The sequence below is a fragment of the Enterococcus sp. DIV1089c genome (genome assembly GCF_050530965.1).
Classification (GTDB): Bacteria; Bacillota; Bacilli; order Lactobacillales; family Enterococcaceae; genus Enterococcus_B; species Enterococcus_B hirae.
Window position 1 is genome coordinate 133,310 of record NZ_CP172888.1, and the last position, 17,374, is coordinate 150,683.

A 17,374-nucleotide genomic window follows, 5' to 3' on the forward strand; every position below is an offset into this window, starting at 1 on the left:
AGAGCCACTAAAAGGTAGTGACAGTGATTTTTCAGCTGTCACCTAAGATACGGGCTTGATTTTTCAAGGAGGACTGTCTTGGAACTTTTAGTTTTTCAAAAAAATGAAGAAAAAGCACATCCAATGGAAATGTATATGAGAAATCAGTTCTCATTTGCAGGTGTGCCCAAACCAGAACGTTGGAAATTGCAACAAACACTTTTGCGTGAAAGCAAAGTGCTTGATGTTCCAGACCTTTTTTTCCTTGTTTTCTATTATTATGAAAAAAAAGAACGGGAGTATCAGTACCTGGCGATTGATTTGATTCAACAAAACATCAAACGTTTATCATTGGATGAGTTGGTCGAATTGTCTGTATTGGTACCGGAAAAAGCATGGTGGGATACGATTGATACTTGGCGGAAAGTTTATGCTACATGGTGTAAACTTCATATGGAACAATTAGAGACGGTTTCTCTTTTGTTTGAAAAAAAAGAAGATTTTTGGCTTCGGCGAATAGCAATTACGTTACAGTTAGGATTTAAAGAAGCTACCAATCAGCTGTTGCTGGATCGAGTGATTACTGAAGATCGCTCCTCAAAGGAATTTTTTATTCAAAAGGCGATTGGGTGGGCATTGCGCGATTATAGCAAGACAAATGTTTCTTGGGTAAAAGAACAATTGACAAAAGAATGGTCTGCTTTGACAAGAAGAGAAGCAAGCAAGTATTTATAAGAAAGTGAGTCGACTAAAAAAATGAAACGTAAATTATTTGCTTTTGATATTGATGGGACGCTACTGAACACAAATAAACAAGCATTAGACAGCACAAGAGAAGCCTTGGATAAGTTACGTAAAGCAGGACATTTGGTAACGATTGCTACTGGGCGTAGTCGTTTCCATGCGCAAGAGGTTATCCGAGATCTAGCATTTACAAATTATATCTTATGTAATGGCGCTGCTGGTTTTTTAGATCATGAACAAGTTTATAAAAATTTGCTTGACCGTGAACAATTAGACAATTTTGTCAAAGAAGCACAAGATAAAAATATCGATACTGCTTTTGTGAGTCTAGATAATATCAAACGTTATTCTTCCAATCATGTGGGAATGATGGAAGAGGCAATGCATTCTTTTGGTGCTGTTTTACCTGAACTTGATCAGTACTTTGTGGAAGAACAAGATATCTATCAAGCTTTAGCATTTTTTGATCAGAATTACGATCATCATTTTTCTAGTTACGATAAGATTCGATTTGTTCGTTGGCATGAAAAAAGTGTGGATGTTGTTCCACATGACGGTTCAAAAGCAGCCACGATTTTACACCTAGCAGAACAAGTCGGAATTGCGCAAGAAGATATCATTAGTTTCGGTGATGGCCAAAATGACCGGGAGATGCTGCGTATGTCAGGCATTGGTGTTGCAATGGGAAATGCAGTTCCAGAGGTACAAGCAGAAGCGAAGTTGGTTACTGATACAAATGATGAAGATGGAATTTGGAAAGCATTGAAGCAACTTTCCATGATTTAAATAAACAAGTATAATCTAGGATAGTAAAAAGAACTAGTTGGAGACTGACTTCAGCTAGTTTTTTAGTAGTTTCAGATGAGGGTTACGCAGAGGATTTTTCTGCCCTTTTCTTTCTACAAAAAAACAACTATAATATAGAATGATGTTAAAAGAGAAGAGGAAAACGTGTGCGGGTTTTATTTATTGGTGATGTAGTAGGTTCAATGGGAAGAGATATGATTACAACCTATCTTCCTCGTTTAAAAAAGAAATATCAACCACAGGTCACAATTGTAAATGGAGAAAATGCAGCTTCTGGAAGAGGAATAACTGAAAAAATTTATAAAAAGTTTTTACAAGACGGTGTAGATGTTGTCACGATGGGCAATCATACTTGGGACAACCGAGATATTTTTGAATTTATCGATCAAGCAAAAAAAATCGTTCGTCCAGCAAACTTTCCTGAAGGAACGCCAGGTCAAGGAATGGTATTCGTGAAAGTCAATCAAGTAGAACTAGCTGTAATCAACATGCAAGCACGTTCTTTTATGGTCGACTTAGATGATCCATTCCGCAAGATGGATCGCTTGATTGCCGAAGCAAAAAAAAGAACGCCAATCATTTTCGTTGATTTTCATGGAGAAACGACAAGTGAGAAACAAGCTATGGGATGGTTCTTAGATGGAAAAGTCTCAGCGGTCATTGGGACCCATACGCATGTACAAACCAATGATGCTCGGATTCTACCGCAGGGAACTGCCTATTTAACTGATGTAGGTATGACAGGTCCTTATGACGGAATTTTAGGTATGCGCCGAGAACCAGTTATCGAAAAATTTTTAACAGCTTTGCCGAAACGTTTTGAAGTCGTTGAACGAGGACGAGGTATTTTGAGTGGCTGTTTACTGGAATTTGATGATGCAACTGGTAAAGCGAAAACCATCCAATTAATCCAGATCAACGAGGACCGTCCATTTTTAGAATAGAAAGTGAGACATCTTTTGCATAAAGAGCCGAATATTCAACGAGAAGCGGATAAATTAGCTCAACTTTTAAGTGAACATGAAACGATCATCCGCTACCACGAACTAGAGCGAAAAGTACAAACTAGTTCCTATTTAGAAAAGTTAACGGAAGATATCAAATCTGCACAAAAAGAAGCAGCAAATTATGCTTATTATGGGAAAAGAATAGCAGAAAAAGAAGCGAATGGTCGGATCGAACAATTGACGAAACAATTTGATCAACATCCGATCGTAGTAGCTTATCGGAAACAATTGCTTGAAGCAAATGATTTATTGCATCATTTGACGAAAATGCTGCAAGATGAAATCAATAATTGGATAGAGGAGGAAGACAATGCCTCAAAAAACTAAGAATACTCCAATGATGGAACAATATTTAAGCATCAAGGCCCAATACCAAGATGCTTTTTTGTTCTATCGTTTAGGTGATTTTTATGAATTATTTTATGAAGATGCCATCAATGCGTCTCAAATTTTAGAGTTAACATTAACCAGCAGGAATCGTAATGCAGACGAACCAATCCCAATGTGTGGGGTACCCCATCATGCAGCACAAGGCTATATTGATATTTTAATTGAAAAAGGCTACAAAGTGGCTATTTGTGAACAAGTAGAAGATCCTAAGACCACCAAAGGGATGGTTAAACGTGAAGTGATTCAATTAGTGACACCTGGAACAGTCATGGATAGTAAGGGACTATCTGCTAAAGACAATAATTTTTTGACAGCAATTGTTAGCCAAGGCAACGAATTTGGATTTGCCTATGCTGATTTAAGCACAGGGGAGTTAAAAACTGCTCATTTGTTTGATGAAGAAGCTGTACTGAACGAAACGACGGCTTTGCAAACAAAAGAACTTGTTTTAGGAAATGAAATTAGTGAAAAACTTGCTGAGCAATTAAAGAATCGATTAGGATTAGTTTTCTCAAAACAAGAAACAAGTGAAGAAAATGCAGAGTTTAATTTCTTAACCAGTGAGCTATCCGATCCACTTGAAAAAGAAGTGACCGGAAAATTACTTACTTATTTAGCAGTGACACAAAAAAGAAGTCTTGCGCATATCCAAAAAGCGATCGAGTATCAACCGGATCACTATTTGAAAATGGATTACTATTCTAAGTTTAACCTCGAACTAAGCCAGTCCATACGTACAGGAAAAAAACACGGCACGCTTTTATGGTTGCTAGATGAAACGAAAACAGCTATGGGCGGGCGTTTACTGAAACAATGGCTTGACCGTCCGCTGATTCAACTCAATCAAATCAAGGCACGACAAGAAATGGTAGCTTCTCTTTTGAATAGCTATTTTGAACGACTTGATCTACAAAGTGCATTGACGAAGGTTTATGATTTAGAACGCCTAGCAGGAAGAGTGGCTTTTGGAAATGTCAATGGGCGTGACTTGATTCAATTAAAGACTTCTTTAGAACAAGTACCGCTGATTCGTCAACTGATCGAAGGGATCGATCAAGGTCAGTGGACTGACTTATTGAAGGAAATGCAACCGATGGATGACCTGGTTCATTTGATTGATCAAGCAATTCAAGAAGACCCGCCCCTACAAATTACTGAGGGGAATATCATTAAAGATGGTTTTAATGATCAGTTAGATACGTACCGTTCTGCGATGACTAATGGGAAGCAGTGGCTAGCAGAGTTAGAAGCAAGAGAACGTCAGCAGACTGGGATCAAAAATTTAAAAGTTGGCTTTAATCGTGTATTTGGTTATTATATCGAAATCACTAAAGCGAATCTGGCAAATGTTGAACTGGAAAAATATGAACGTAAACAAACATTGGCCAATGCAGAGCGCTTTATCACACCAGAATTAAAAGAGTTAGAGACGCAAATTTTAGAAGCAGAAGAAAAGTCTGTTGATTTGGAATATCAGCTGTTTTTAGCAGTGAGAGAAGAAGTCAAAAAAGCGATCAAACCATTACAAATTTTAGCAAAATCAATCAGTACAGCCGATGTTCTGCAAAGTTTTGCTACGATCAGTGAGCGATACCAATATGTTTGTCCTGAGATGGTCTCGGATCGACACCAATTACTGATTCAAGAAGGTCGGCACCCAGTCGTTGAAAAAGTATTAGGACATCAAGAATATATTCCCAATAGTGTGGATATGGCTGAAGACGAAATGATTTTATTGATAACTGGACCGAATATGTCAGGGAAAAGTACGTATATGCGTCAGTTAGCATTAACTGTTTTAATGGCTCAAATGGGGTGCTTCGTCCCTGCGCAAAAAGCGATCTTACCAATTTTTGATCGGATTTTTACTCGGATTGGTGCAAGTGATGACTTGATTGCTGGACAAAGTACGTTCATGGTGGAAATGATGGAAGCCAATCAAGCGTTGCGGCATGCGACACCAAACAGCTTAATTCTTTTTGATGAATTAGGTAGAGGAACTGCGACTTATGATGGAATGGCATTAGCTCAAGCGATCATTGAATATATCCATCAACATGTACAAGCAAAAACGCTCTTTTCTACACATTACCATGAGTTAACAGTTCTAGAGGAAGAATTACCTCAATTAAAAAATGTACATGTAGGAGCTGTTGAAAAAGACGGCGAAGTAGTATTTTTGCATAAGATGATGGATGGCCCAGCTGATAAAAGCTATGGGATCCATGTAGCGAAAATTGCAGGGCTACCTTCTAATTTATTAGCAAGAGCTGCAGATATTTTGCATACATTAGAATCAGGAGAAGTGAGCCATCATTCCGTGGCTGTTACAAGTGAGCCGCTTGAAGCAATAGCACAACCAGTAACTGATACTGTATCGATAGAACAAGAAGAAACGCAACAACTGTCCTTGTTCAGTGAATTAAGCGATGCCGAAACAGCAGTTATTTCTAAATTGAAACAAATGAATCTGTTAGAAATGACACCAATGGATGCATTGAATCAACTATATGAATTGAAAAAACAGCTGTAAATCAACGATAAATAAGAAGAGTAAGCTAACTATAAATACTATATAGGAAGAAGGCGTAGAATGATGGCGAAAATCCAAGAATTATCAGAACGCTTAGCCAATCAAATCGCAGCCGGTGAAGTTGTCGAACGTCCAGCCTCGGTAGTCAAAGAACTTGTGGAAAATGCCATAGATGCAGGAAGTAGTCAAATCGATATTTTAGTTGAAGAAGCAGGATTAAAAACGATCCAAGTGATTGATAATGGAGAAGGTATTTTGACAGAAGATGTTGAGAACGCCTTTAAACGTCATGCAACAAGTAAAATCCACAATCGTGACGACCTTTTCCGAATTCGTACGCTTGGGTTTCGAGGAGAAGCATTGCCTAGTATTGCTTCTGTTTCAGAGATGACGGTAGAAACAGCCAATCAAGAAGAAACGCAAGGAACCTATTTAGAGCTTAAGGGGGGTGCGGTAATGGAACACCGCCCAGCTCCTTTAAGGCAAGGAACGAAAATCACAGTCAGCAATCTTTTCTTTAATACACCAGCACGCTTAAAATATGTCAAAACGTTGCATACTGAATTGGCGAATATCGGTGATATTGTTAATCGCTTAGCCTTAAGTCACCCTGCAATTGCTTTTCGATTAGTCCATGATGGGAATAAGATGTTAGCAACTTCAGGAAATGGCGAATTGAAACAAACGATTGCCGGAATCTATGGGTTGAATACAGCAAAGAAAATGTTGAAGATTGAAGCGAAAGATTTAGATTTTGAAATCTTCGGTTATATTTCTTTACCTGAAGTGACTCGTGCTAGTCGTAATTATCTTTCAACCATCATTAATGGACGTTTTATCAAAAATTTTTCCTTGAATAAAGCAATTGTAGCCGGCTATGGTTCAAAACTAATGGTAGGGCGATTTCCAATCGCTGTACTGGAAATCAAAATGGATCCATTGTTAGTGGATGTGAACGTCCATCCAACAAAGCAAGAAGTTCGTTTATCGAAGGAACAGGAATTAACTGAGCTAATTACTCAAGCGATTCAAAAAGCATTGGTACAGGAGAACTTAATTCCCAGTGCAGCTGACAATTTGCGATTCAAGAAAAAGGTTGCTGATCAACCAAAAGCGGAACAAATCGAAATTGATTTATCTTACGCTTTTGAAGAAGCGAAACCTAAGAAACCGCAAAGCTTGAATTTTGATCAAACAACCGGAACATTTTTTGTAGCGGAAGAACAAAGCGAGTTTGTGCATGAATCTGTTGATAAGTCTGTGGATAATGTTGAAAACTCTCCTGTGTTTTCTGAAGAAACTACTAGTTATCCAGAAAGCAAAAGAAAAACAGTGGATAACTCTGGTGATATTGTTGATAACTATGTAGAAAAACCAGTGGATAAGAGTGAAAATGAGTTATCCACTGTTGAAAACTTTTCCAACGAGCATGAAACAACAGCTGAAGAAGAAACTTCTTCAGAAACAGTTTATCGTGAGGATTTAGCGCTACATCCAGAGTTTGATTTAAGTCAAAATGGGCGCTCATTAGATCAAGCGATTCAGAAATTAGAAAATGAGCAGGTAACACAACGCTTTCCACAATTAGAATATTTTGGACAAATGCATGGAACGTACTTGTTTGCTCAAAGTCAGGATGGCTTATACATTATTGATCAACATGCAGCGCAAGAACGAATCAAGTATGAATATTTTCGAGAAAAAATTGGCGAAGTTTCTAACGATCTACAAGAACTACTTGTGCCGTTTGTATTAGATTATCCCAATAGTGATGCTTTGAAACTGAAAGAGAAAAAACAATTGCTTGAAGAAGCAGGTATTTATCTAGAAGAATTCGGTCAAAATAGTTTTATCGTCAGAGCACATCCTACTTGGTATCCAGCTGGAGAGGAAGAAGCGATTATTCGAGAAATGATCGATATGTTATTAACAACGGGTAGTGTTAGCGTGAAGAAATTTAGAGAAGCCACAGCAATCATGATGAGCTGTAAACGTTCAATCAAGGCAAATCATTATTTGAATGAAGCTCAGGCGAGGGTTTTATTGAAGGACTTAGCCCAATGTGAAAATCCTTTTAATTGTCCTCATGGACGCCCTGTGTTGATCCATTTTACTAATTCAGATATGGAAAGAATGTTTAAACGCATCCAAGATCCACATTAATGAGCCTCATGAAAAGGAGAAGAAACAGATGAAAATTGTGTTAGCTTCGCAGTCCCCTAGAAGAAAAGAATTATTAGGGCGACTGGTTAGTGCATTTGATGTTCATCCGGCTGATATCGATGAAACACCTTTTGTTCAAGAAAAACCTAAAAATTATGTTGAGCGAATGGCAACTGAAAAGGCAAAAGTAGTCAAACATCAATACGATAATGATGTATTGGTGATTGCAAGTGACACGACAGTTGTTTTCAATGATGAGATCATCGGTAAACCAGCGGATGAACAAGAGGCAAAAGCTATCCTTCAAAAACTTAGTGGGAAAACGCATGAAGTATATACAGCCGTGGTGCTGACGAAAGGTGATCAAGAAGAAAAAATCTTAGCACAAGCTAAGGTGACCTTTTATCCTTTGACAACTAAGGATATCGAAGCCTATTTAGCAACCGGTGATTATATGGATAAAGCAGGTGCGTATGGTATTCAAAGTTTTGCAGGTGCATTTGTTAAAGAGATCCAAGGCGACTATTATAGTATTGTTGGATTTCCAATCGGTCCAGTTTACCAAGGTTTGAAAAAATTTATGTAGCTGCAGTTGACGGAAATCAGAAATTGAGATAGGAACGTTCAAGTTTGTGTCCACTACTTTCAGTCATATTTAGAATTGCAAAGTGTATGAGTGATTGGTATAATGAAAACGAAAGAGGAGTTGCGACAACAACTCCTCTAGACAGCACCGCGAAAGACGGTGGCGAATTAGTTTAATATTTCAAAAAGAAATAGCTATACTCGCTAAAGTGACGGCTATTTCTTTTTGTCGTTTTTAAGCATAGTAACGATCAAACTGACTAAAGCAATGGTGAAAGTACCAAAGCCAAGTATGGTTTGAACGTTCTCATATGCGGACAAAAAGCGAACTCCTTTCATAGATTTTAGTACTTATTCCCATAAGCACCACCACCTTTGTGAGAAGTTGCCACCGTCAATCCACTTTACTGTCGAGTTTATTGTAGCACATTATCGCGACGAGAAACGTGTTTTTTAAAACATAAACGTGTTATTTTTAGTTAAGGTTTTTAAGAGGAATTCTATCTTTGCGAAAGTTGTAAATACCTGAAGTAATTGGTATAATGAAAATGAAAGAGGAGTTGCGCTAACAACTCCTCTAGACAGCACCGCGAAAGACGGTGGCAAAGTTTTATTTTGGTTTAGAAATAGCCATACTCTGCTAAAGTGACGGCTATTTCTTTTTGTCGTTTTTAAGCATAGTGACGATCAAACTGACTAAAGCGATGGTGAAAGTACCAAAGCCAAGCATCGTTTGAACGATCTCATATGCAGACAAAAAGCGAACTCCTTTCATAGATTTTAGTACTTATTCCCATAAGCACCACCACCTTTGTGAGAAGTTGCCACCGTCGATCCACTTTACTGTCGAGTTTATTGTAGCATATTATCGCCACGAGAAATGTGTTTTTTAAAACATAAAAATGTTATTTTTATTTAGGGTTTTTTAAGAGGAATTCTATCTTTGCGAAAGTTGTAAATACCTGAAGTAATTGGTATAATGAAAACGAAAGAGGAGTTGCGACCAACAACTCCCCTGGACAGCACCGCGAAAGACGGTGACCGTTTAATCAGATATTTCAAAGAGAAATAGCCAGACTTCGGTTAAAGTGACGGCTATTTCTTTTTGTCGTTTTTAAGCATAGTGACGATCAAACTGACTAAAGTGTTGATGAAAGTACCAATGCTTAAAGAGTGAAAAATAACCTGAAAAAATTCACTAGAAGAATTTTTTCAGGTTATTTTTATACAGTAGTATTTTTTATTTTAGTTGCGCTTTTCCAATTTGTTCGCTATGACGAACGAGACCTGTTTGATCTAATGTTAAGGCAGCAACTTTTTCATTATTTGTTAATACAACTAAGATGTCCGTTTTCTTCCCAGCCTGCTCAATTGCTGTGAGGTCCATGTCGGCTAGTTGTGTTTTTGGCGTGACTGAATCGCCTTCTTTTACATGGATCGTAAAAGGTAGCCCATTCAATTCGACAGTATCTAGACCCATATGAACGAGAACTTCCAGACCTTCATTAGTTAAAAGACCAATCGCATGTTGTGTATCAAAAATATTTGTTACTTTACCAGCGACTGGAGCATAAACTTTTTCGTTGGAAGGTAGTACAGCATAACCTTCACCCATCATTTTTTGAGCAAAAACAGGATCTGCTACTTCGGTGATTTCCTTGATTTGTCCATCTGCTACAGCGAATAACTCTTCTGTCGGAGCAGAAACTGCTGTTGCATTGGCAGCTTCAAATTTTTGTGGTGAAACGTTGTTTCCATCAGCTGTTTGTAGTTGTAAGCCAGTTGTGTCTTCTACGGGTACAGCAGGATCGATTTTATTTAAGATCCCTTGACGTCTGAAGATTACGGTTAAACCAAATGGAACAATAACTGCAATGATCATAGAAATGATGAACGGAACCCAAGTTTCTGCTTGGATAGCTAGAATACCAGGTAGTCCACCAACACCAATTGCATTAGCACGTACATTCATCAAGTTGGCAAACATTCCAGCTAAACCTGAACCAACCATTGCGGCAACAAATGGGTAAACATATTTTAGATTGATCCCAAACATTGCAGGTTCAGTTACCCCTAGATAACAAGAAATCATTGCTGGAATCGAGATTTGTTCTTCTTTTTTATTTCCGCGATGTAAGAAGATGATCGCAAGAACTGCCGAACCTTGTGCGATATTTGATAAAGCAATCATTGGCCAAAGATTCGTAGAGCCGAAATCGGCAATCAATTGCATATCAATTGCATTCGTCATATGGTGTAAGCCGGTGATTACTAAAGGTGCATATAAGAAACCAAAGACGGCACTAAATAACCAACTAATTGAAGAAGTCAAGCCAGTATTAACAATATTTGAGATCCAACTACCGATTGTCCAACCCACAGGCCCTAAGATGACATGGGCAGCTAAGACTGTTGGGAGTAGAGAGAACAATGGAACAAATATCATAGAAATCGACTGTGGAATATATTTACGGAAGAAAATTTCAAGATAAGCTAACATAAATCCAGCAAGCATCGCTGGAATGACTTGTGCCTGATAACCAATCATATCAACTTGAGCAAAACCAAAATCCCAAAATGGAATATCAGCCGCAGCTGTTGATGCGACACTATAGGCATTTAATAATTGCGGTGAAACTAACGTAATCCCTAAAACAATTCCTAATATTTGTGTAGTGCCCATTTTTTTCGCGATACTCCAAGTGATACCAACTGGTAAGAAATGGAAAATTGCTTCGCCAGGTAACCATAAAAAGCCGTTTACGCCGTTCCAAAATTGAGAGTGTTCAACAATTGTTCCACCAAGACTTTCAAATTGGATTCCTTCTAATACGTTCCGAAAACCTAAAATCAGTCCCCCTACGATAATGGCTGGAATCAATGGTGTAAAAATTTCTGCCAAAACAGCGATTGCTCGTTGGACAGGGTGGAGATTTTGTTTAGCAGCAACTTTACTTTGCTCCTTGGATACGCCTTCAACACCTGATACAGCAACGAAGTCGTTGTAAAAGGTTGAAACATCGTTACCAATAATGACTTGGAATTGCCCAGCATTGGTAAACATCCCTTTCACACTAGGAATATCTTCGATTGCTTCTTCATTGGCTTTTTTTGGATCATTTAAGACAAAGCGCATCCGAGTGGCACAATGACTAACTGCAGCAATATTTTCCTTTCCACCAATTTCCTTTAACAGTTTCTCAGCATCTGCTTGGTACTTTGCCATAGGAATAAACCCCTTTCTTTTTAAACTTGTATACACAAGTTATCTTATCCATACTATACTTGTTTCTTCCTACTATTGCAAGCGTTTTACAAGCGAAAAATGAAAAAATGTAATCGTTACACTTGGCTTAGTGTAGGGATATGTGAAAAGAGGGGGCGATTGAAATAACAAAAAAGCTGTAGTATAGTTTATATGCGAATAAAAGAAATTAAATATTAAGTGGAGGAAATGTAATGAATAAATTTAATGAAATTTTTTTAGATTTAGAGCAAAAAATTTTGGATCAACAATATCCTCCGCATACTTTGCTCCCTAGTGAAAATCAGCTGATTCAAATTTATGGTGTTTCACGAGAAACAATTCGAAAAGCGCTTAACCTGTTAACGACTGAAGGTTATATCCAAAAGAAACAAGGAAAGGGTTCGATTGTTTTAGATCGCAATCGATTTGATTTTCCAATTGCAGGATTAACAAGCTACAAAGAATTACAGGAAACACAACGAATCCCAAGTGAAACCATCGTTCAATTAATCGAAGAAACAGAAGTGGACCAATCATTGAGTGAAATAACAGGCTGGAAGAAAAAAACGCCGGTTTGGCATTTGATTCGTCAAAGGAAAATCAATGGAGAAGTGGTCATATTAGATCGTGATTATTTATTAAAAAATGTGGTACCAACTTTAACAGCAACACAAGCTGCTGGCTCGATCTACGAATACTTTGAAAATGAATTGCAACTAACGATTGCTTACGCCCAGAAAGAAATTACCGTTGAAGAAGTAACTCCTGAAATCGAAGAGATGATGGATCTACATGGAGATCGCTATGTCGTGGTAGTAAGAGGACTGGTTCACCTCGAAGATACAAGGTGTTTCGAGTATACAGAATCAATTCACCGTTTAGATAAATTTCGTTTCGTCGAGTTTGCTAGACGTCGTAAAGTCTAAGCAATTATTACTATGAGCAGAATGTTTGCTTCTGATACTTTTGTCGTTATGATTAAAAGAAAAAGGAGGCGTTTTTAGTGGGCGATTTCAAGAAAAATGAGCGTGATTTAAAAGAGGAATTATCTCCAATTTCATATGCTGTGACGCAAGAAAACGCAACAGAAAGACCATTTAGTGGGAAATATGATGATTTCTATGAAAAAGGGATCTATGTCGATATTGTCAGTGGGGAGCCATTGTTTAGCTCAGCCGAAAAATACGATGCGGGATGTGGCTGGCCGGCGTTCAGTAAACCAATCACTAGAAAAGATATTAAAGAAAAGGCCGACTTTTCTCATGGTATGCACCGAGTGGAAGTGCGAAGCAGTCAAGCAGATTCTCATTTAGGGCATGTATTCAATGATGGTCCTGCTGAAAAAGGCGGACTACGTTATTGCATCAATTCTGCGGCTTTAAAGTTTATTCCATATGAAGAAATGGAAGAACAAGGATATGGAGAATATCTATCACAAGTTGAATAAGGAAGAGCTTTATTTTTGGGTAAAAAATCTTGAGACAATTTTTGATTGTTTCAAGGTTTTTTCTTATTTATCTTTATTGAAGCGTTGTTTCCTGAATATTGATCCTTTGTTTTGAGGAAAGTGCTGAAACTCTGATCGTTCAAATTAAAATCTCTTGCAAAAAATGTTTATCCTAAAAACCTTGATAAACTTACGTTAAAAAGGAGAAGCGTAGCTCGATCTTCTGTTCTCTTTTTTCAAAAGAAAAAGTATGCTACAATGGAAGAAAATATGCGAACATATGTGTGTGAAAGAAAGAGGATAACAGATGTATGAATATCTTACAGGTGTAGTAACCTTTATCAATCCTTATTATTTAGTAATCGAAACAAATGGGATCGGTTATCAAATTGCATTAGGCAATCCCTATCGTTATAGTAGTAAGCTAAACAAAGAAATCAAACTTTACGTCCATCAGGTCATTCGAGAAGATGCACATCTTCTGTACGGATTTGATTCTTTAGAAGAAAAACAATTATTTTTAAGGTTAGTTAGTGTTTCAGGAATTGGACCAAAAAGTGCCTTAGCGATTATGGCTAGTGATGATCATTCAGGATTGATTCAAGCGGTTGAAACAGGGGATGTGACTTATCTGACCAAATTCCCTGGTGTGGGTAAAAAAACAGCTCAACAAATGATTTTAGATTTAAAAGGAAAATTTGGCGAATTAAGTATCGATACGCCCTTCAATTTATTTGATGAAAGTACAGCACAAGATGCGACGGCATTATCAGAAGCAATGGAAGCTTTATCAGCACTTGGATATAGTGATAAAGAGGTCAAGCGGGTCGAGAAACAACTAAAAGAAGTAGAAAATCTCACAACAGATGAATACTTACGCCAAGCTTTAAAATTAATGATGAAAAAATAAGGAGGGAAAATGATGACCGATGAACAGTTATTATCCCCTGAAACGGGCGAGAATGAATTAAGTTTAGAGAAGACCCTCCGCCCACGGTTACTTTCCCAATATATTGGTCAAAAGAAAGTGAAACAGGAACTCAAAATATATATTGAAGCTGCCCGTCACAGGGAAGAGCCGTTGGATCACGTTTTGTTATATGGTCCGCCGGGATTAGGGAAAACGACAATGGCAATGGTGATTGCGAATGAAATGGCAGTCAATATACGAACAACTAGTGGTCCCGCAATCGAGCGACCAGGAGATCTGGTTGCTATTTTAAATGAGTTAGAAGCTGGCGATGTTTTATTTATTGACGAAATTCATCGATTACCTCGTGTAGCAGAAGAGATGCTTTATTCTGCCATGGAAGATTTTTACGTTGATATTATGGTTGGACAAGGACCAACTGCTCATCCTGTTCATTTTCCTTTACCACCTTTTACATTAATTGGCGCAACAACTCGTGCAGGTATGCTTTCAGCGCCACTTCGTGATCGATTTGGGATCATTTCTCATATGGAATATTATGAAGAAGCTGATTTAAGAGAAATCGTGATTCGTTCTGCTGATATTTTTCAAACAGAGATCATTGAAGAAGGTGCACTGGAAATTGCTAGACGTTCAAGAGGAACACCACGGATTGCTAACCGCTTGTTAAAAAGGGTACGTGATTTTGCACAAGTACAGGGAGATGGCAAGATCAATCAAACTATTGCCGATCAAGCATTAACGTTGTTACAAGTCGATCAGGCAGGTTTGGATTATGTCGATCAGAAACTATTACGTACGATGATTGAATTATATGGTGGCGGACCAGTTGGATTGAGTACATTATCTGTCAATATTGGTGAAGAAAGAGAAACTGTTGAAGATATGTATGAACCTTTTTTGATCCAAAAAGGTTTCTTGAAACGGACACCTCGTGGAAGGATCGCCACACCGTATGCCTATGAACATTTTGGTTATGATTATCAAGTATAAAAAGTGATACTTGAATCGACTGTCCATATAAATACTTTTTCAAAAAAATCGTAGAATGAGAAGTTTTTGTAAAGAAGATAGGAGATGATGAGATGGGCGATACACCGCATACTAAGCAATTGATTAAAAACGTATTGATTGATTTATGTCAAAAGCAGTCTTTTCAAAAGATCAGTGTACAGAAAATCGCCCATGAGGCAGGCATCAATCGCCAAACATTTTACTACCATTTTACAGATAAATACGATTTGTTGCGATGGGTGTATTACGAAGATTGTTTATGCTATTTAGATCCTCATTCGCTTTCTTTAGACAACTGGGAAGAGCAAGCATTAAAAATGTTGAAGGCAATTGCTGCACAAAAAGAATTTTATGCGAACACTGTTACATCTGACCAAGAAATACTACAAAAAGAGTTTACTGCTGTTATCCAGCAATCATTTATTAAGATTTTTGATCAAATGGATGAAGAAAAGCAGTTATCAAAAGCGGACAAATTGTTTTATGCTCGTTTTTTTTCTTATGGATGTAGTGGGGTTCTAATCAATTGGATTACACATGATTACGAAGAGACGCCTCTAGAAATCGCCGTCCAATTGTTCCGCTTAGCCAAAGATACAGAATTATATTCCTATCGGTTGTATGCAAAAGAAGAGCTGGAAACGAATGATTAGAAGGAGAGCAAACATGACGAAAGTTTTATTTGTATGTCTAGGAAATATTTGCCGTTCACCAATGGCAGAAGGTTTGTTGAAGAAAATGGTAGCTGAAGACGGACAATCTGATCGATTTTTGATTGATTCTGCAGCGACAAGCACTTATGAAGTGGGGCGTTCACCTCATAAAGAAACAAAGAAAATTTTAGAAAATGAGAACGTAGATACGAGTCAAATGATTGCACGCCAAATCACAGAAGAAGATTTTCAACGATTTGATTGGATCATTGGCATGGATCAATCTAACGTAGAGGATTTACAACGGATGGCACCGACCGACGCACAACATAAGATCCATTTATTTTTAAGTCGGGTTCCTGGAAAAGAAACACAAAATGTTCCTGATCCATACTATACCGATAACTTTGACGAAACTTACCAATTATTGACTGAAGGGCTCAAGTATTGGATGCAAGAATGGAAAAAAGATAAATAAAATAACAATATATCTATATAGGTAACGCTTTCTTTTGGTTGCTCAGTATAGATAATATTCTTGTTATTTCGTTAAATCTTAGGTAGAATATAGTTAATTAAGTAACACTTTCTTAGCTAAAGGAGGAGTGCATTCAATGAACGAAGAAACAGTATCACCAATGAAGAAATTGACCAAGTTAGTCACGCATACGTCGTATCAGCTTTTTGATTCTTTTGTAAATGACACTGAAAAAATAGCAGAGAATGTACGTTTGCAAGGAAAGTTTGTTTTAGAGCTGCAAAAAGCAGCTACTCAACATAGTTTAGTGATTTTACAAGTAAGAGCCAATCGAAAAAGTAATAAGTACGAAACGATTTCAGGCTGGGTAGCTACAAAAAATGTTGAAAAAGAAGTAGTCATGATTCGCCTACAAAACAAGGAACAACAAATACGAATGGTTCCAATTGATCAAATCGAAAAAATCACCAGTCTTTCTCCAGCAGGAGATCAAGAGCGGTTATCTAAATAGAAGCAAAAAAAGCGATGGAATAGATTCTTCATTTTCCGTCGCTTTTTGCTTTTTTTCATATGATGTTGGCGAAGAGAAAACTTAAAATCAATACTAGAGCAGTACATAATTAAGTCATGAGGATAGATGGATTTTATCAATCAATAGAGAGGTGTTATGGGTGCCAAAGAATCGTTTGATTAATTATATGACCAAAAATTGGAAGATAGCCGGATGGAATATATTTGATTCTTTATTCCTTTCTGTAGCTGCAATCGTTGTTTCTTTAAATATAGTGTTCGTCCTATTTCCAGATTTGGATAACTATTATACAAACGCATTAAATTTATTTTTGATTGGTCTGATGATGGTGTTTGTTGGCTTGGGAGAATCAGTAAAATCTAAAGTTGGAAAACGAATCGATGTCTTAGTTGGCAGTGTTTGGGTAATTTATTTCTGCCTCTATTACTTTACAGGTTTTCATAATCCTACTTGGATGAATTGGCAGTTTTTTTGATACGATAAAACGAAAAACAAGAATGATACTTTGAAAATTTGGCAAGACTACTAGGAATGACAAAAGCTGGCTGGTTGGTGATAGATAAACTAAAACACAAAATGGTTGAGACAAAACTATTTTTCAGGTTTGTCTCAGCCATTTCTAGTTCAATAAAAAAGTCCTGCTAGCCGGGGAGCTAGCAGGATAAGGAGTTAAAAATGAAAAAGTGTTGTTAGGGTTGTTTGTTGGTATGCTTATATATTACTCAGGAGTTGTGAATTTTTTGTGACGAAAGTTTTTGGAAGTTGGTAATTTTTTTAGGAAAATATATTTCTGCTAGCCATTTGACTAAATAGTTAAATACATCCAATGGATTCATTCAAAAAGTAATTTTGTCAGTTATCTGT

General features: G+C 37.4%; 17 protein-coding genes and 1 pseudogene. 15 read left to right on the forward strand and 3 right to left on the reverse strand.

Features of this window, described 5'->3' with window-relative positions:
* Window positions 1-78: 78 nt before the first annotated feature.
* From IGL30_RS00690 to IGL30_RS00720, 7 genes are all read left to right on the forward strand, one after another.
* Window positions 79-714, forward strand: coding sequence for a DNA alkylation repair protein (locus IGL30_RS00690; protein ID WP_088745056.1), 636 nt, complete (start codon window positions 79-81; stop codon window positions 712-714).
* Between the two features lie 21 nt (window positions 715-735).
* On the forward strand, window positions 736-1,509 hold the full coding sequence (locus IGL30_RS00695; RefSeq protein ID WP_088745055.1) for a Cof-type HAD-IIB family hydrolase: 774 nt from the start codon (window positions 736-738) through the stop codon (window positions 1,507-1,509).
* Between the two features lie 167 nt (window positions 1,510-1,676).
* Complete coding sequence (locus tag IGL30_RS00700; protein ID WP_010720381.1) at window positions 1,677-2,474, forward strand: TIGR00282 family metallophosphoesterase; 798 nt, start codon at window positions 1,677-1,679, stop codon at window positions 2,472-2,474.
* Between the two features lie 15 nt (window positions 2,475-2,489).
* Window positions 2,490-2,864: a YlbF family regulator gene (locus IGL30_RS00705; protein ID WP_010720380.1), complete on the forward strand. Its 375-nt coding sequence runs from the start codon at window positions 2,490-2,492 to the stop codon at window positions 2,862-2,864.
* The gene (mutS, locus tag IGL30_RS00710; protein ID WP_088745054.1) at window positions 2,848-5,460 is read left to right on the forward strand and encodes a DNA mismatch repair protein MutS; all 2,613 of its coding nucleotides are present in this window, start codon (window positions 2,848-2,850) and stop codon (window positions 5,458-5,460) included. The genes IGL30_RS00705 and mutS overlap by 17 nt, the downstream gene beginning before the upstream one ends.
* 63 nt (window positions 5,461-5,523) lie before the next feature.
* On the forward strand, window positions 5,524-7,623 hold the full coding sequence (gene mutL, locus IGL30_RS00715) for a DNA mismatch repair endonuclease MutL (RefSeq protein WP_088745094.1): 2,100 nt from the start codon (window positions 5,524-5,526) through the stop codon (window positions 7,621-7,623).
* A gap of 28 nt (window positions 7,624-7,651) precedes the next feature.
* Complete coding sequence (locus tag IGL30_RS00720) at window positions 7,652-8,209, forward strand: Maf family protein (protein ID WP_088745053.1); 558 nt, start codon at window positions 7,652-7,654, stop codon at window positions 8,207-8,209.
* A 215-nt stretch (window positions 8,210-8,424) separates the two neighbouring features.
* Here IGL30_RS00720 and pepG1 read toward each other — a convergent pair.
* The 3 genes and pseudogenes from pepG1 to treP form a co-directional block, all read right to left on the reverse strand.
* Window positions 8,425-8,569, reverse strand: a pseudogene (gene pepG1, locus IGL30_RS00725) (type I toxin-antitoxin system toxin PepG1).
* Window positions 8,570-8,860: 291 nt separating this feature from the next.
* A complete protein-coding gene (locus IGL30_RS00730; RefSeq protein WP_374220257.1) occupies window positions 8,861-8,983 on the reverse strand; it encodes a putative holin-like toxin in 123 nt (40 codons plus the stop codon).
* 465 nt (window positions 8,984-9,448) lie between these two features.
* Complete coding sequence (gene treP / locus IGL30_RS00735) at window positions 9,449-11,434, reverse strand: PTS system trehalose-specific EIIBC component (protein WP_034698684.1); 1,986 nt, start codon at window positions 11,432-11,434, stop codon at window positions 9,449-9,451.
* Window positions 11,435-11,667: 233 nt separating this feature from the next.
* Here treP and treR point away from each other — a divergent pair, with 233 nt between their 5' ends.
* The 8 genes from treR (at window position 11,668) to IGL30_RS00775 (ending at window position 16,985) form a co-directional block, all read left to right on the forward strand.
* The gene (gene treR / locus IGL30_RS00740) at window positions 11,668-12,381 is read left to right on the forward strand and encodes a trehalose operon repressor (RefSeq protein ID WP_010720375.1); all 714 of its coding nucleotides are present in this window, start codon (window positions 11,668-11,670) and stop codon (window positions 12,379-12,381) included.
* Window positions 12,382-12,458: 77 nt separating this feature from the next.
* The gene (gene msrB / locus IGL30_RS00745) at window positions 12,459-12,902 is read left to right on the forward strand and encodes a peptide-methionine (R)-S-oxide reductase MsrB (protein WP_034698687.1); all 444 of its coding nucleotides are present in this window, start codon (window positions 12,459-12,461) and stop codon (window positions 12,900-12,902) included.
* A 307-nt stretch (window positions 12,903-13,209) separates the two neighbouring features.
* The gene (gene ruvA / locus IGL30_RS00750) at window positions 13,210-13,812 is read left to right on the forward strand and encodes a Holliday junction branch migration protein RuvA (RefSeq protein WP_010720373.1); all 603 of its coding nucleotides are present in this window, start codon (window positions 13,210-13,212) and stop codon (window positions 13,810-13,812) included.
* Between the two features lie 12 nt (window positions 13,813-13,824).
* Window positions 13,825-14,826: a Holliday junction branch migration DNA helicase RuvB gene (gene ruvB, locus IGL30_RS00755; protein ID WP_010720372.1), complete on the forward strand. Its 1,002-nt coding sequence runs from the start codon at window positions 13,825-13,827 to the stop codon at window positions 14,824-14,826.
* Window positions 14,827-14,918: 92 nt separating this feature from the next.
* Entirely contained in the window at window positions 14,919-15,500 is a 582-nt protein-coding gene (locus tag IGL30_RS00760) for a TetR/AcrR family transcriptional regulator (protein WP_010720371.1), read from the forward strand.
* Between the two features lie 13 nt (window positions 15,501-15,513).
* Window positions 15,514-15,978 carry a low molecular weight protein-tyrosine-phosphatase gene (locus IGL30_RS00765; protein ID WP_123874909.1) on the forward strand — a complete coding sequence of 155 codons (465 nt, stop codon included), beginning with the start codon at window positions 15,514-15,516 and terminating at the stop codon, window positions 15,976-15,978.
* Between the two features lie 136 nt (window positions 15,979-16,114).
* Entirely contained in the window at window positions 16,115-16,489 is a 375-nt protein-coding gene (locus IGL30_RS00770; RefSeq protein WP_010720369.1) for a hypothetical protein, read from the forward strand.
* Window positions 16,490-16,649: 160 nt separating this feature from the next.
* The gene (locus tag IGL30_RS00775; protein ID WP_088775186.1) at window positions 16,650-16,985 is read left to right on the forward strand and encodes a hypothetical protein; all 336 of its coding nucleotides are present in this window, start codon (window positions 16,650-16,652) and stop codon (window positions 16,983-16,985) included.
* Window positions 16,986-17,374: the final 389 nt, after the last annotated feature.

Coding starts and splice junctions, on each gene's coding strand:
- IGL30_RS00770 (WP_010720369.1), top strand. CDS start 16,115: ATGAACGAAGAAACAGTATCACCAATGAAGAAATTGACCAAGTTAGTC.
- IGL30_RS00695 (WP_088745055.1), top strand. CDS start 736: ATGAAACGTAAATTATTTGCTTTTGATATTGATGGGACGCTACTGAAC.
- ruvA (WP_010720373.1), top strand. CDS start 13,210: ATGTATGAATATCTTACAGGTGTAGTAACCTTTATCAATCCTTATTAT.
- IGL30_RS00720 (WP_088745053.1), top strand. CDS start 7,652: ATGAAAATTGTGTTAGCTTCGCAGTCCCCTAGAAGAAAAGAATTATTA.
- IGL30_RS00760 (WP_010720371.1), top strand. CDS start 14,919: ATGGGCGATACACCGCATACTAAGCAATTGATTAAAAACGTATTGATT.
- IGL30_RS00765 (WP_123874909.1), top strand. CDS start 15,514: ATGACGAAAGTTTTATTTGTATGTCTAGGAAATATTTGCCGTTCACCA.
- treP (WP_034698684.1), bottom strand. CDS start 11,434: ATGGCAAAGTACCAAGCAGATGCTGAGAAACTGTTAAAGGAAATTGGT.
- mutL (WP_088745094.1), top strand. CDS start 5,524: ATGGCGAAAATCCAAGAATTATCAGAACGCTTAGCCAATCAAATCGCA.
- treR (WP_010720375.1), top strand. CDS start 11,668: ATGAATAAATTTAATGAAATTTTTTTAGATTTAGAGCAAAAAATTTTG.
- mutS (WP_088745054.1), top strand. CDS start 2,848: ATGCCTCAAAAAACTAAGAATACTCCAATGATGGAACAATATTTAAGC.
- IGL30_RS00730 (WP_374220257.1), bottom strand. CDS start 8,983: ATGAAAGGAGTTCGCTTTTTGTCTGCATATGAGATCGTTCAAACGATG.
- ruvB (WP_010720372.1), top strand. CDS start 13,825: ATGACCGATGAACAGTTATTATCCCCTGAAACGGGCGAGAATGAATTA.